At 66.7% G+C, this 14,254-nt stretch carries 13 protein-coding genes; 8 read left to right on the top strand and 5 right to left on the bottom strand.

Annotation, left to right across the window (positions count from 1 at the left end; all coding sequences use genetic code 11):
- Window positions 1-85 precede the first annotated feature (85 nt).
- Window positions 86-1,639, bottom strand: coding sequence for an MFS transporter (locus tag E3T46_RS14675; RefSeq protein ID WP_134579113.1), 1,554 nt, complete (start codon window positions 1,637-1,639; stop codon window positions 86-88).
- A gap of 62 nt (window positions 1,640-1,701) precedes the next feature.
- Here E3T46_RS14675 and E3T46_RS14670 point away from each other — a divergent pair, with 62 nt between their 5' ends.
- The 3 genes from E3T46_RS14670 to E3T46_RS14660 all read left to right on the top strand — a co-directional run bounded on the left by E3T46_RS14670 (window position 1,702) and on the right by E3T46_RS14660 (window position 5,061).
- A complete protein-coding gene (locus tag E3T46_RS14670) occupies window positions 1,702-2,298 on the top strand; it encodes a TetR family transcriptional regulator (RefSeq protein WP_134579112.1) in 597 nt (198 codons plus the stop codon).
- Window positions 2,299-2,377: 79 nt separating this feature from the next.
- Window positions 2,378-3,967: a signal recognition particle protein gene (gene ffh, locus E3T46_RS14665; protein ID WP_134579111.1), complete on the top strand. Its 1,590-nt coding sequence runs from the start codon at window positions 2,378-2,380 to the stop codon at window positions 3,965-3,967.
- A 305-nt stretch (window positions 3,968-4,272) separates the two neighbouring features.
- Window positions 4,273-5,061: an LLM class F420-dependent oxidoreductase gene (locus tag E3T46_RS14660; protein WP_134579110.1), complete on the top strand. Its 789-nt coding sequence runs from the start codon at window positions 4,273-4,275 to the stop codon at window positions 5,059-5,061.
- Window positions 5,062-5,244: 183 nt separating this feature from the next.
- Here E3T46_RS14660 and E3T46_RS14655 read toward each other — a convergent pair whose 3' ends face one another.
- Window positions 5,245-6,381 (bottom strand): glutamate--cysteine ligase, encoded by a 1,137-nt coding sequence (locus E3T46_RS14655; protein WP_134579109.1) that lies wholly within the window; start codon window positions 6,379-6,381, stop codon window positions 5,245-5,247.
- Window positions 6,382-6,583: 202 nt separating this feature from the next.
- Here E3T46_RS14655 and rpsP point away from each other — a divergent pair, with 202 nt between their 5' ends.
- Genes rpsP through rimM form a run of 3 tightly spaced genes read left to right on the top strand, consistent with a single transcriptional unit; the run spans window position 6,584 to window position 7,889 of the window.
- On the top strand, window positions 6,584-6,988 hold the full coding sequence (rpsP, locus tag E3T46_RS14650) for a 30S ribosomal protein S16 (protein WP_134442443.1): 405 nt from the start codon (window positions 6,584-6,586) through the stop codon (window positions 6,986-6,988).
- Window positions 6,989-6,991: 3 nt separating this feature from the next.
- Window positions 6,992-7,228 (top strand): RNA-binding protein, encoded by a 237-nt coding sequence (locus tag E3T46_RS14645; RefSeq protein ID WP_035879344.1) that lies wholly within the window; start codon window positions 6,992-6,994, stop codon window positions 7,226-7,228.
- A 4-nt stretch (window positions 7,229-7,232) separates the two neighbouring features.
- On the top strand, window positions 7,233-7,889 hold the full coding sequence (rimM, locus tag E3T46_RS14640; protein WP_241978762.1) for a ribosome maturation factor RimM: 657 nt from the start codon (window positions 7,233-7,235) through the stop codon (window positions 7,887-7,889).
- Between the two features lie 115 nt (window positions 7,890-8,004).
- On the opposite strand, the gene E3T46_RS14635 is transcribed toward rimM, so the two are convergent.
- Genes E3T46_RS14635 through nirB form a run of 3 tightly spaced genes read right to left on the bottom strand, consistent with a single transcriptional unit; the run spans window position 8,005 to window position 12,771 of the window.
- The gene (locus E3T46_RS14635; RefSeq protein WP_134579108.1) at window positions 8,005-9,243 is read right to left on the bottom strand and encodes a uroporphyrinogen-III synthase; all 1,239 of its coding nucleotides are present in this window, start codon (window positions 9,241-9,243) and stop codon (window positions 8,005-8,007) included.
- Window positions 9,243-10,052 (bottom strand): uroporphyrinogen-III C-methyltransferase, encoded by an 810-nt coding sequence (gene cobA, locus E3T46_RS14630; RefSeq protein ID WP_134579107.1) that lies wholly within the window; start codon window positions 10,050-10,052, stop codon window positions 9,243-9,245. Before cobA ends, E3T46_RS14635 begins: the two co-directional genes overlap by 1 nt.
- Before the next feature lie 4 nt (window positions 10,053-10,056).
- On the bottom strand, window positions 10,057-12,771 hold the full coding sequence (nirB, locus tag E3T46_RS14625; protein ID WP_134579106.1) for a nitrite reductase large subunit NirB: 2,715 nt from the start codon (window positions 12,769-12,771) through the stop codon (window positions 10,057-10,059).
- 221 nt (window positions 12,772-12,992) lie between these two features.
- On the opposite strand from nirB, the gene nirD reads away from it, so the two are divergent.
- Together nirD and E3T46_RS14615 are read left to right on the top strand one after the other, a co-directional pair.
- Window positions 12,993-13,400 (top strand): nitrite reductase small subunit NirD, encoded by a 408-nt coding sequence (gene nirD, locus E3T46_RS14620; protein ID WP_134442636.1) that lies wholly within the window; start codon window positions 12,993-12,995, stop codon window positions 13,398-13,400.
- A complete protein-coding gene (locus E3T46_RS14615; RefSeq protein ID WP_134579105.1) occupies window positions 13,397-14,251 on the top strand; it encodes a CbiX/SirB N-terminal domain-containing protein in 855 nt (284 codons plus the stop codon). The genes nirD and E3T46_RS14615 overlap by 4 nt, the downstream gene beginning before the upstream one ends.
- Window positions 14,252-14,254: the final 3 nt, after the last annotated feature.

The raw sequence follows: 14,254 nt of genomic DNA, 5'->3' as shown, positions 1-14,254 counted from the left end.
ACTCCGGGCAGGCGCGTGAGGGCGGTCCGCACCCGGTGCCGTGCCTCCTCTTTCCGGGCCCGGGCCAGGAAACCGGGCCCATGATCTATCGTGGGCCCGGTTCCTTAAGGTGGGCCCGGGTGAGCGCTGGCAGCCCCGAACCGGGCTGCCCGAGGTGTGCGGCCTGCCCCGCGCCGAGCAGGTCTTCCTTGCGCGGGCGCACCAGGAAGAAGGCGATGGGCCCCGCCGCGAAGATAATGATGGCCGCCCACAGGAAGGCGGACTGGTATCCGCTCACGAGAGCGCCCAACTGAACGGCTTCGGTGGGAACCTTACCGATCAGGTATGAGCTCACCGCAGCGGTGTAGAGCGCGGTGAACAGGGCGGTTCCGAGCGATCCACCGATCTGCTGCATCGCGGTGACGGCAGCGCTCGCCGCACCGGCATCATGCTCGGCGATTCCCGACAGCGCCACGTTCTGCAGCGGCACGAAGATCATGGCGAGTCCGAGCCCGAGCAGGATGAGCCCCGGCAGCACCTCGAGCGCATAGTTGCCGCTCACCGTGATCTGAGTCATCCAGAGCAGCCCCGCCGCGCCGACGATCGGTCCGACGGTCATCGGAATCTGCACGCCGGTACGCGCCAGAAACTTTGACAGCACGCCGGCACCGATCATGATCGTCGCGGTCATCGGCAGGGAAGCCAGCCCGGACTGAATCGGGGTGTAGCCCAGCACGATCTGAAAGTACAGGGTGAGAAAGAGGAGCCCTCCGAGCAGTCCAGCGCCCGACAGCAGCGCCGTGAGGAAAGCTCCGCCGCGTACCTTGTTGGCCATAATGCGCACCGGCAGCAGCGGATGATTCGACCGCTTTTCCACCAGCACGAACAGCACGAGCAACACCAGTCCGAGTGGGAGGCAGACGAGCACGGGCCAGCTGGCCCAGCCATTCTCGGCCTGCGCGAAGCCGAATACCAGGGATCCGAGGCCGAGTGCCACGAGAATAGTCCCCGGCACGTCATATCGGGTGTTTCCTTGCGCCTTGCTCTCCCGAATCACCGGGATGGCGGCCGCAATCGCCACGATGGCGATCGGCACGTTCACGTAGAGGCACCACCGCCAGCTCGCGTACTCGGTGAGCACGCCGCCGAGGATGAGGCCGACCGCCGCGCCGCCGCCGGCGATCGCGCCGTAGACGGCGAAGGCTTTGATGCGGTCCTTGCCGCCGGGAAAGTTGACGGTGAGCAGCGCGAGCGAGGCCGGAGCGAGCAACGCGGCGAACAGGCCCTGCAGGCCGCGGGCGGCGAGTAGCTCCCAGGTGCTCTGGGCGGCGCCGCCGAGGGCCGAGGCAATGGCGAACCCGGCCATGCCCACGATGAAGGAGCGTTTGCGGCCCCAGAAGTCGGCAATACGCCCGCCGAGCAGCAGCAGCGCGCCGAAGACAAGCGAGTACAGCGTGACGACCCAAGTGCGCTCGCCGTCGCTCATGCCGAGCGCGGTCTGGGCCTGGGGAAGCGCGATGTTCACGATGGTTCCGTCGAGTACGACGGTGAGCTGGGCGAGCGCCACGATGGCCAGCAGTAACCACTTTCGTGGGCGGGGCGCGGTGGCCGCCGACGCGGGCGGGGCAGAACTGGACTGGTTTGTACTGATACCGGGCATAACAGTGACTCTATCGTGCAAACCGAACGAACTAGTTCGTTTTTATGAACTAGAGTGAAAACATGGCACGCGACGGAGCAGACCCCCAGACCCGCATTCTCGAGGCGGCGCGCACCGAATTCGCCGCCTACGGACTAGCCGGGGCCCGCATCGACCGCATCGCCAAGAGCGCCGCGGCGAGCAAGGAACGCCTCTACGCCTACTACTCCGACAAGCAGCAGCTATTTCTCGAGGTGTTGGAGCTCAACCTGCGCGAGTTCGCAAGCGGCGCCGTGCTCACCGACAACGATGTGCCGGCCTTCGCCGGGGCGCTGTTCGACCACGCCGTCGAGCACGGCGACCACCTGCGCATGATCGACTGGGCCCGCCTCGAGACCGATGGTACCTGGCTGCCGGCCCTCGAGGTCATGCTGGGCTATCGGGACGAACAGGTGCGGCGCATCCGCTTGGCACAGACAGCCGGTCGGGTCGATGCTTCCTGGCAACCGGTGCAGCTCATGACACTCATCTTCGGCATCGCCTCGGCCTGGGTGCACGAGCCCGGGGCGGCGCTCGCGCACGGCGGCCCTCCGGACGTGACTGCAATCGCGGTTCGCCGAGCCAACGTCGTTCGTGCGGTCGAGCGGCTGATTGCACCGAGTGTGGCGGCGCAGAACTGACGCTCGCCCGAATTTGACGGAACCGCGCCTCAGCATCCGTTTCGAAGTAGCAGCGGCCACCGGTTAAACTAAACGCATCATGGCAACTTTTGGAAACCTCTCAGATCGTCTTGCCGAGACGTTCAAAAACCTCCGCACCAAGGGCAAGCTCAGCGCAGCGGATGTCGACGGCACCGTTCGTGAGATCCGTCGCGCCCTGCTCGACGCCGACGTCGCCCTCGAGGTCGTCAAGGATTTCACCGGCAAGGTGCGCGAGCGCGCCCTCGGCGACGAGGTCAGCAAGGCGCTGAACCCGGCCCAGCAGGTTGTGCAGATCGTCAACGACGAGCTCATTACGATTCTCGGCGGCCAGCAGCGCCGGCTGGAATTCGCCAAGAAGCCGCCGACCATCATCATGCTCGCGGGCCTGCAGGGTGCCGGTAAGACCACCCTCGCCGGCAAGCTCGCGAAGTGGCTCGCCAAAGACGGCCACACCCCGCTGCTCGTCGCCGCCGACCTGCAGCGCCCCAACGCGGTGACCCAGCTCGAGGTCGTCGCTAAACAGGCCGGTGTCGCCGTCTACGCGCCCGAGCCCGGAAACGGTGTCGGCGACCCGGTCAAGGTCGCCCGCGACGGCGTGAAGTACGCCCTGCAGAAGGTTCACGACGTCGTCATCGTGGACACCGCCGGACGTCTGGGCGTCGACGCTGAGCTCATGAAGCAGGCCGCCAATATTCGCAAGGCGATCGATCCAGACGAGGTGCTCTTCGTCATCGACGCCATGATCGGCCAGGATGCCGTCGCCACGGCGAAGGCCTTCCAGGATGGCGTCGACTTCACCGGCGTCGTGCTCACCAAGCTCGACGGTGACGCCCGCGGTGGCGCCGCCCTGTCGGTCGCTTCGCTCACCGGACGCCCGATCATGTTCGCCTCGACCGGTGAAGGACTCGACGACTTCGAGCCGTTCCACCCGGACCGCATGGCCGGTCGCATCCTCGACCTCGGTGACATCCTCACCCTGATCGAGCAGGCGCAGGGTGCGTTCGATGAGGACGAGGCCCGCAAGGTCGCCGAGAAGTTCGCGACCGACTCCTTCACCCTCGACGACTTCCTCGGCCAGATGCAGCAGCTGCGCAACATGGGTTCGATCAAGAAGATGATGAGCATGCTGCCCGGCGCCGGCGCCATGAAGGCGCAGCTCGAGAACTTCGACGAGCGCGAGATCGTGCGCACCGAGGCCATCATCCAGTCGATGACCAAGCTTGAACGCACCACCCCGAAACTGCTCAACGGATCGCGCCGCATGCGCATCGCGAAGGGTTCGGGCATGACCGTCACCGAGGTGAACCAGCTTGTGCAGCGCTTCGAACAGGCCGCCAAGATGATGAAGACGGTCGCCAAGGGTGGCATGCCCAATATCCCCGGCATGGGCCCCATTCCCGGTGCCGGCTACGGCGGCAAGCCCAAGCAGGTGGCCAAGAAGAAGGGCTCCAAGTCGGGCAACCCAGCCAAGCGCGCTGCCGAGAACGCTGCGATTGCCTCGGGCATCAAGCCTGCCGGTGAGTCTTCCAAAGCGGATGCCGCCGGCTCCGGTTTCGGCCTCGGCTCCGGCGCCCAGCCGGGCAAGGGCAAGGCCGGCGGCCCCACCGAAGAGGAAATGGCCGCGCTGCAGAAAATGCTCGGCCGGTAGCATCCGTTTGGGGAAAGCCTTTAGCGGGCCGGGCCCACCTTACGGAAGCGGGCCCTTGATGGATCATGGGCCCAGTTTCCGGGCCCGGGCCCGGTCGCAGAACGTAGGCCCAATCTGCTCGCTGAGCCCGTGGACCGCGCAACTCCTGCAAATCGGGAGCGCCAGAAGCCCGGTCCCGGCAAATCACTGGGATCCGCGGTGCTCGCCGAAGAAATTGCAGGAATTGTGCGCGTGCAGTGGCCTTCGGTCGGCGCTGGGGGCCTGGGCGCCGGGGCACGAACCGTGGGCAGTCCTAGGCTGGACGCATGACTACGACGACGAACCACAACGTGCGCATCGGTGTGCAGATCGCCCCGCAGCACGCCCAGTACTCCAAGATTCGCGACACCCTCACCGAGGTCGAGGCACGAGGCGCCGACATCGCCTTCAACTGGGACCACTTCTTTCCGCTCACGGGCGAGCCTGATGGTCTGCACTTCGAGTCGTGGACCATCCTCGCCGCCTGGGCCGAGCAGACCACGACCATTCAGTTCGGCGCCCTGGTCAACTGCAACAGCTACCGCAACGCCGACCTGCAGGCCGACATGGCCCGCACGATCGACCACATCAGCGGCGGACGCTTCATCTTCGGCACCGGTGCCGGCTGGTTCGAGCGCGACTACCAGGAATACGGCTACGAGTTCGGCACTCCCGGCACCCGGCTGAACGCCCTCGATGCCAGCCTGGGCCGCATCGAGGCCCGCTGGGCCAAGCTCAACCCGCCGCCCACCCGCGACATCCCGGTGCTCATCGGCGGTGGCGGCGAGAAGAAGACCCTGCGCATCGTCGCCCAGCACGCCGATATCTGGCACTCGTTCTCCAACCCCGAGGTGCTCGAGCACAAGCTCGGCGTGCTCGGCGCCTGGTGCGACGAGGTCGGCCGCGACCTGAGTGAGATCGAGATCTCCACCGAGCTGCGCGGCCGCACGGTGGACGACGCCGATGCGCTCTACGACCTCGGCACGCGCCTGTTCACCGTAGGAATCTCCGGCCCCGACTACGACCTCGGCCAGGCCACCGACTGGCTGGCCTGGCGCGACAGCAAGAACGCCTGACCCGAGCGGATGCTGCTGGCGCTGCCCCGCGCTGCTGGCGCTGCCCCGCGCTGCTTGCGCGGCTGGTGTGCCCCGTGCTGCTCGCGCTGCTGGTGTGCGCCGCGCGCGAGCCACGAAGGGGTGCCCGTGCAGCGAACCGGGGCGTGGCGACCGCACGGCTTGGGCGCGCGTGCAGCCAACGCGTTAGCTCCCGAGCCCCTCCGCGAGCTCGTGGCTGAGCGCCGCCACCACCGCCGGCAGGCTGCCGTCATGCGCGGCCGCGACGGCGAGCTGCCGCTGGTAGCTGCCGCCCTCATCGATGATGCGGTGCAGTCCGAGCAGCTCGGGCAGGCAGCCGAGCCGCTCGGCGACGGGGGAGAGGGTCTCGATGAGGCGACGCACATCCTCCGTTACCAGACACTCGGTGCCCGCAGCATCGAGGATGATCTCGGCGCCCAGCCCATAGCGGGCGGCCCGCCACTTGTTCTCGCGCACGAACCACGGCTGCATGCGCGGAACGTCTTCCCCCGCGTCGAGGCGGGTGGACATCCACTCGACCAGGCACTGGATGAACGCGGCGATCGCGCCGAGCTCCACGGCCGTCGAGACGCCGTCGCAGACTCGAATCTCGATCGTGCCCCAGCGCGGCGACGGGCGAATATCCCAGCGCACCTCGGTGACGTCCTCGATGATGCCGGTCACGGCCATGTCGTCGACGTAGCGCTCCCAGGCTTCCCAATCGGGCAGGTCCCAGGGCAGCCCGGCGGTCGGCAGCTGCTGGAACATGAGCGAACGGTTGCTGGCATAGCCGGTGTCGACGCCGGCCCAGAACGGGCTCGACGCGCTCAGCGCCTGCAGGTGTGGCACGTAGGTGAGCAGGCCGTTCATGATCGGAATGACCTTGGCCTTGTCCTCGATGCCGACGTGCACGTGGATTCCCCAGATCATCATATTGCGGCCCCACCACTGGGTGCGGTCGATGAGCTTGTGATAGCGGGCTTTGTCGGTGACGGTCTGGTCGAACCATTGCGCAAACGGATGCGATCCGCTGCAGATCAGGTCGACCTCGCGTCCCGAAAGCACGCGGCGCACCTCGCCGAGCTGGCCGGCGACATCCGCTACCGCACCGCCTACGGTGGTGTGCACGCCCGAAACCAGCTCGACCGTATTGAGCAGCAGCTCGCCGGTGATCGTTGGGTGGGCCGAGCCGTCGGGGCCGCGCAGGGCGTCGAGCACTTCGTCGGCGATATTGACCAAATCGCCGGTCGAGCGGTCGACGAGGGCGACCTCCCACTCGATGCCCACGGTGGATCGGGCGGATCGGGCGAATTCCAGTGGCACGGGGGGCTCCTTGGGTGGGCCGGTAAAAGTCGTTGAGGTTCGATTATCACAATGCCCGCAATCTCTGACAGAATGATTAGTCGCGATCCGTTGTGCCCGACCCTCTATCTCGGTGCAACGTGATCCTATAGAGCTTATGCCGAGTGTGCCCCCACGCTCACGGCCCAAGGTTCGCCAAACAACGAATTAACACTGGAGAATTGTGGCTGTCAAAATCCGTCTGAAGCGCATGGGTAAGATCCGTGCACCGTACTACCGCATTGTCGTCGCCGACGCGCGCACCAAGCGCGACGGTCGTGTCATCGAAGAAATCGGCATCTACCACCCCACGGAGGAGCCCTCGGTCATCGAGGTCAAGTCCGAGCGTGCGCAGTACTGGCTGAGCGTCGGCGCTCAGCCGACCGAGCAGGTTGCTGCACTCCTCAAGCTCACGGGCGACTGGGGCATCTTCAAGGGCGACAAGAACGCTAAGAACACCGTCAAGGTGAAGGAACCGAAGGTCGCTTTCGTCGCTGACGAGAAGAAGAAGCCGGTTCTCAAGCCCAAGGCCGAGAAGCCGGTCGCCAAGGCCCCCGAGGTTGCTGCCGAAGCAACCGAAGAGGCGTAACTGTTGCTTGCTCCCGCGCTCGAACACCTCGTCAAGGGGATCGTTGATCACCCCGATGATGTGCACGTTGCAGAAAAGAACTCGCCCCGAGGCGAGGTACTCGAGGTTCGTGTGAACCCCGAGGATCTCGGCCGGGTCATTGGTCGTGCCGGTCGCACAGCCAAGGCTCTGCGCACCCTCGTTGCGGCTCTGGCTGATGGTCGACGCGTACGCGTCGACGTCGTCGACACCGATTTCTAGTTCAGTGAACGACACGACGGTGAACGATAGCGAGAAGGACCGCACCCAGCAATTACGGGTGGGGCGCCTGACTAAGGCTCACGGCCTCAAGGGAGCAATCAAGCTCGAACTGTTCACGGATGACCCGGGACGACGTTTCGTCCCGGGCGCCGTGTTCACCCTGCAGGTTCCGACCGGGTCGGCCTGGCACGGCAAGACGATTGAACTCGTCGAGCTGCGCTGGTACAACCAGCACGCGGTCGGTTTTTTTAAGGATGTTCCCGACCGCTCCACGGCAGAAACGCTCGCCAAGGCGATCCTCTGGATCGACGCGGACGTGGCCGAGCAGTCGGATGAAGAAGACGCCTGGTACGACCACCAGCTCGTCGGGCTCGCCGTCATGCGTGACGGTGTGCGCATCGGCACCATCGGTCGCCTCGAGCACATGCCCGCGCAAGATCTGCTGATCGTGAAGACGCCCACCGGCGACGTCATGATCCCCTTCGTGAAGGCCATCGTGCCGAGCGTCGATGTGAAGGCCGGCATCGTCACCATCACCCCGCCGCCCGGACTGCTCGAAGAGCTGCCCGAGGACCCGGCCGATGCTGTAGCCGACGCCGTGGCCGAACCGCTCTCTGAAACGGATGCCGCGGCATCCGCTCTCGAGACCGACCGCCCGTAACGCACTCCATTCACGGCGCGCGGGACTTGCGTCGCTGCGCGGGAGGCGCAGCTCCCGCGTACTGGCGCAGTTGCCGCGCAGGGCGAGGCGCCGGTCACGAGTGGTACCGCCCGACTTACACGTTGAGCCGGTAGCCTCGCTTGACCACGGTCGCAACCAGCCCGGGCACGGCGAGCGTCTGCCGCAGGCGGCTGAGCGATACCTCCATGGCGTGATCGTCGGAGTAGCCGGCCAGCGCGAGGTCTTCGCGGGAGACGACCGCTCCGCGCGCCCGCACGAGGGCGCGCAGAATGGCGAGTGCCGTCGGGGGAAGCTGCACGCGTTCCTCGCCGATCTGCACGATCGAACCACGCAACTGCACGAGTCCGTTCTGGGTTTCGATGCGCTCGACCATGTTCTGTTCCAGGTGTTCGCAAACCAGGCGAATCAGCGCGCCCATGCGAAACCGGGTCGGTTGAATCGGCGCGATCCCCGCGGCAATCAGCGGCGCACTGGTCACCGGTCCGACGGCGGCCGCGCAGACCTGAGTCTGTAATGCTGCAATCAGCTCGGGGTAGACATCCATTCCCTCTGCCGCGGTGAACAGGGCGTGCACGGCCGGGGCGCTCGTGAAGGTGACGCAGTCCAGCTGACGGGAGCAGATGGCCTCGACAAGCTTGTAGACGCGCGCGTCGCTGTCGTCCATGGCAATCCAGCGGTACGGCGCCACGACGAGCACACGCTGATGCACGGCGCGCAGCCGGTCGAGTTGCACCTCATCGGTGGCCCCGTGCACCTGAATGCCGATGGTCAGCCCCGGCGGATACTCGGCCAAAACCTTGTCAACGAGCGAGGCGGTCGTCTCCGAATCGCTCATTCCAGAGTCATTGAGCCCGGTTGCGCGAATGCCGCCGCGGGCCTTGGGCCCTCGCACCAGAATCGTGGTGTCGGCGAGCGCATCGGTCAGTTCGGAGCCGATTCCGTCGGCCTCGGCCACCTCGAACCAGCGCCGTACGCCGTAGCCGGTCGTCGCGAGCAGTAGATCGGGCCGCGCGGCGATCATGGTGCGGGTATCGTCGAGCAGCGGGCCATCCTGCTGCGAGTGGGCGATGCGCAGCGTCGGTGCGTGCACGACCCGCGCGCCGCGTCGTTCGAAGGCGTCGATCAGGTCGCTCGAGCGGCGATCACTGGTCACTCCGATGCGAAATCCCTCGAGCTGGTTTGGCTGCAGAAACGGGGCAGCGACCTCAATCGGATCGGTCGCTCCCGGCAGGCGTACGTGGTGCGCCTGCCGGTCCGGTGCCGGAAGCTGTGAAGCGGATGCCGCCGGCTCGCCTCCCGAAGCAGCCTCGGCCCCGTCGTTCGTCGCCGCCATCAGTCGGTCACCGAAAATTCGGCGGCGCGGGCTACGAGGTCGTTCGCGGCCGCGTCACCGCTGAACGCGAGGCGTACGACCTCGCCGACGACCAGCACGGCGGGGCTGCGTACGTTGGCCGCGGCCGCATCGGCCAGCACCGTCGCGAGCGTGCTCACGGTCGTGCGCTGGGTGGCACTGAAGCCGCGCTCGATAATCGCCACCGGCATGCCAGCTGGCATGCCGTGGCGGAGCAGGCCCTGGCTCAGGGTCGGCAACGTGCCGACTCCCATCAGCACGACAATGGTGCTGCCGAGCAGAGTGAGACCCTCGAGCTCGTTGTCGGTGAGCGGCGCGTGGCCGCTGATCACGGTGAACGCGTGGCTGATGCCGCGGTGGGTGAGCGGGATTCCCGCCGCCGCCGGCACCGCGATCGCACTGGTGACGCCGGAAATCACGGTCACTGGAATGCCGTTGCGGTGGCAAGCCAGAACTTCTTCGCTGCCGCGCCCGAAGACATAGGGGTCGCCTCCCTTGAGCCGCACCACGCGCTTGCCGGCCAGGGCATGTTCGACAATGAGTTCTTCGATGCCGGTCTGCGAGACCGGATGGCTGCCGGCGCGCTTGCCGACGTCGATGAGGACCGCGTGGGGCGCGAGCAGGGTGAGTTCTTCGTTTGGGGCGAGGCGGTCGAACAACACGACATCCGCTTGAGCGATGGCCGTCATTGCTGCGACGGTCAGCAGTCCGGCGGCGCCGGGGCCCCCGCCCACGAGTGTGACTGATCCGGTGTTGACTGACCCAGCCGTTCGGGAATTCTGGGCTGTCATTTGCTTACTCTTTTCGTACAGGAATGCGGCTTCCACTTAGGAGAACAGTACCCGACGAGGCTCGCTCGGCCGGGGTCGCCGGTCGGATTTGGTCACGCTCCGTAACGAGCGCGATGCTCGGGTCGGGTTCGGTCGGCGCGTTCACGAAGGAACGGAACCGGCGTAACCGCTCCGGATCAGCGAGCGTCGCCGCCCACTCGTCCTCATAGTTGTCGACGTGGGCGAGCATGGCCTGTTCGAGTTCCTCGGCCAGGCCAAGCGAGTCGTTGATGACGACGTCGCGCACGTGCTCCAGGCCTCCCTCGAGGTCTTCCATCCAACGGGCGGTGCGCTGCATCCGATCGGCCGTGCGAATGTAATACATCATGTAGCGGTCGATGTACTTGATCAGGGTTTCTTCGTCGAGGTCGGTCGCGAGCAGCTGCCCGTGGGCAGGCTGAAAGCCGCCATTGCCGCCGACATACATGTTCCAGCCGTTGTCGCTCGCGATGATGCCGACATCCTTGGCGCGGGCCTCTGCACACTCGCGGGCGCAGCCCGAGACCCCGAACTTGAACTTGTGCGGCGCGCGCAGCCCACGGTAACGCAGTTCAAGGCGGATCGCGAGGCCGACGGCATCCTGTACTCCGAATCGGCACCAGGTTGACCCGACGCACGATTTCACGTTGCGCAGCGCCTTGCCGTAGGCCTGCCCCGACTCGAAGCCAGCGTCCACCAGGATTCGCCAGATGTCCGGCAGCTGCTCCAGCCGGGCACCGAACAGGTCGATTCGCTGGCCGCCGGTGATCTTGGTGTAGAGGTCGAAATCGAGAGCGACCTGCGCGATCACGGCGAGTTTGGTCGGAGTGATCTCGCCGCCCGGAATGCGCGGAACGACGGAGTAGGTGCCGTCCTTTTGCATATTGGCCATGGCGCGGTCGTTGGTGTCCTGCAGGGTGCCGCGGCCGGAATCCAAAATGTAGGCGGTGTTCTGACTGGCCAGAATCGAGCCGACGGCGGGCTTGCAGACATCGCAGCCGCGGCCGGTTCCAAAACGGGAGAAGATCTCATCGCTTGATGTGAGGCCGAGCACCCGCACCGATTCGAACAGTTCCTGCCGGCTCAACTCGAAGTGTTCGCACAGCGCGTGCGACACGGTTTGACCGGATGCCGTCAGCTCGGCCTCGAGGATCTTCTTGACCAGCGGCACGCACGACCCGCACTGGGTGCCGGCTCGGGTGCACACCTTGAGCGCGCCGAGTTCGGTGCAGGCTTGGGTTTGGTGTTCATCGTTCACATCGTCGCCGCGCACGGCGCTCCGCACCGTTCCGGCCGAGACCATGTTGCAGGAACAGACCAGCGCGTCGTCGGGCAGTTCGTCACCGGCCGGAGCCTCGGCGCCGGCGGCCGAGAGGTAGGCGGCAGGTTCGCTGCTGAGCTCGCGGCCGACCATGGGGCGCAGGGCCGAGTAGGGCGTGGCGTCGCCGACGAAGATGCCGCCGAGCAGGGTCTTGGCGTCGTCGGTCATGACGAGCTTTTGGTACAGGCCGCGGGCCGGGTCGGCGTAGACGATTTCGAGCGACCCCGCCGTGGTGGCAAGCGCGTCGCCGAAACTCGCGACGTCGACGCCGGAGAGCTTGAGCTTGGTGGCATCGTCGACGGTTGTGAACTCGGCGCTGCCACCGAGCAGCCGGTCGGCCACGACCTCGGCCATGGCGTTCGCCGGGGCGACGAGGCCGACGCAGCGGTCGTTCCAGCTGGCAACCTCGCCGATGGCCCAGATATTCGCATCGCTCGTGCGGCAGTCGTTGCCGATCGTGACGCCGCCGCGGGTGCCGACGGCGAGTCCGGCGTCCCGGGCGAGCTCGTCGCGCGGGGAGATGCCGATCGCGTAGACGACCATATCGGCGGCGATCGTACGGCCGTTGCCGAGTTGCAGGCCGGTCACGGCGGTGTTGTCATCGTTCGTGAGAATGGTGCGGGCCCGGGTGCCGAGGTGCAGCTCGATGCCCTGGGCCACGATGAGCCGGCCGAGGGCCTGTCCGCCGCCCTCGTCTAGCTGGGCCGACATCAGCCAGCCGCCGGAGTGCACGATGGCGGATTCGGCGCCGAGCTTGTGCAGTCCGCCCGCCGCTTCGAGGCCGAGCAATCCGCCGCCGGCCACGACGACCTTGGGGGTGCGGCCGAGTGCGGCCGTGAGGGCGGCGAGTTCGTCGACGAGGGCGTCAACGTCGTCGACGGTGCGGTACACCCGAATGTGATCGCGACCGGGCATCTCCGGAACGGGCGCGCTTGACCCGGTGGCGAGCACGAGGTCGTCATACTCGAGCACGGCTCCGGTGGACGTCGTGACGGTCTGGTGGACCCGGTCGATGCGGGTGGCGCGTTCGTTGATGCGCAGGGCGATCCGTTCGCTGTCCCACGGCGCGGTGGGTTCCAGGGTGAGGTCGATCATTCCGGCGAGCCGCTGGCTCAGGGCGACCCGGTCGTAGGGGCGGTGGTTCTCCTCGGCCAGCACGACGATCGACAGGGTGTGCTCGGTGTCGCGGGAGTGCAGGGCGTCGGTGAGGCGGTGGGCAGCGGGTCCGCCGCCGATCACGATGACCCGGCGCGGCGTCTCGGCAGCGGGAATGGCGGCATCCGCTTTGCTCGTCGATGTGACGGCGTGTGTCGCAGTCCCAGCGGTTGTTGCAGGGTCTGGGGCAGAATACGCGGAAGCGGTTTCATTCGAAGCTGGCATCAGCATCCTTTCGAAGCGGGGCAATTGTGAGCGTAGTTCGGGGCAGTTTCCCCCTCGTGTCGCTCGTGTGTCCCGTGCTGGTCGAAAGCCCCACAGCGGCGCACCCCCGCTGTGAGGCGAGTTTCACGGCGAGGAAACATAGGGGGCGTCTGGTCGAAATATGGCCCGCCTACCGTGGGACCAACGCACAAACGCGACAACCCAGGGAGCGCACCATGACTATGACAACCGCCGAGTCCCGCCCTACCGCTGCACTGACCCGCCCCACCCTGGTCTGGGAGCGCGCCTGCGCCGTGGCCGATCTGGAACCCAGCTGGGGCGAAGCGGCCCTCATCCGCGAAAACCAGATCGCCCTGTTTCTGCTCTCGCCCACCGAGATCTACGCCGTCGACCACCGCGACCCGCACACCGAGGCCCACGTCATGGCCCGCGGCATCGTCGGCTCCAAGGGCGACCGCCCCACCATCGCCTCCCCGCTGCACAAAGAGGTCTATGACCTCGGCACCGGAGAATGCTTCACCAACCCGACGCTGGTGCTGAACACCTACGAAACCCGCGTGGTCGGCGGTTTCATCGAGGTCGCCGTCGAGACTGAACGGCACGCCCCTGAACTCCTCAGTGCCGCATGACCTTGCTCGGCGAACGACTCAGAACCGACCAGGTGCGAACCATTCCGGCTCGTACCCCACAGACTCGCACCGATCAGGTGCGAGCCGGTCGACCCCGCAGCAATCAAGCGGATGCCGCGCCCCAGACGGCGCTACCCGCCGCGCTCGTCGCCATCTCGCACGGCACGAGTTCTGCTGACGGGCAGGCCGCCATCGCCGCCCTCGTCGATGCCGTTGCGCTCGCGCGCCCCGATCTGGGCGTGACCGGCGGTTTCGTTGACGTGCAACAGCCGGATGTCGCGGCCAGCCTCGGCGCGCTGCGCCCGAAACGCGCCGCAGTGGTGGTACCCCTGCTGCTATCCGCCGGCTACCACGTGCACGTCGATCTGAAACGCGAGTCCCGCGTGCCCGGCCGCGTGACCACCGTCTCCCGGGCCCTCGGCCCCGATGATCGCCTCATCGATGTGCTCGAGCACCGGCTCGCCGCCGCCGGATTCACCGCCCAGCCCGGCCGCGAGGTCGTCCTCGCCGCTGCCGGTTCCAGCGACACACGCGCGGTCGAGGACTGCCGCCGAATCGGCGAGATGCTGGCGCAGCGCCTCGGCGTGCGCGTCACGGTCGGTTTTTTGTCCGCCGCCTCGCCCCGACTGGCGTGCGCCGTCACCGAGGCCCGCCTCCGCAGCGACAGCGTCACCGTGAGTACCTACTTGATGGCACCGGGATTTTTCTTCGACCTGACCCGCGCCCAGAGCGCCGGTGCCGAGTCGGTCACCGCTCCACTGCTGGTGCCGGGCGAACCAGCCCCCGCTCCGCTGGTCGATTTGGTCGTCGACCGGTACCTTGAGGCGAAAGCGCACGCCGGACTCTTCTAGAAT

This window comes from Cryobacterium sp. Hh11 (assembly GCF_004404045.1).
GTDB classification, from domain to species: domain Bacteria; phylum Actinomycetota; class Actinomycetes; order Actinomycetales; family Microbacteriaceae; genus Cryobacterium; species Cryobacterium levicorallinum.
This window is presented reverse-complemented; position numbering and strand designations above follow the sequence as displayed.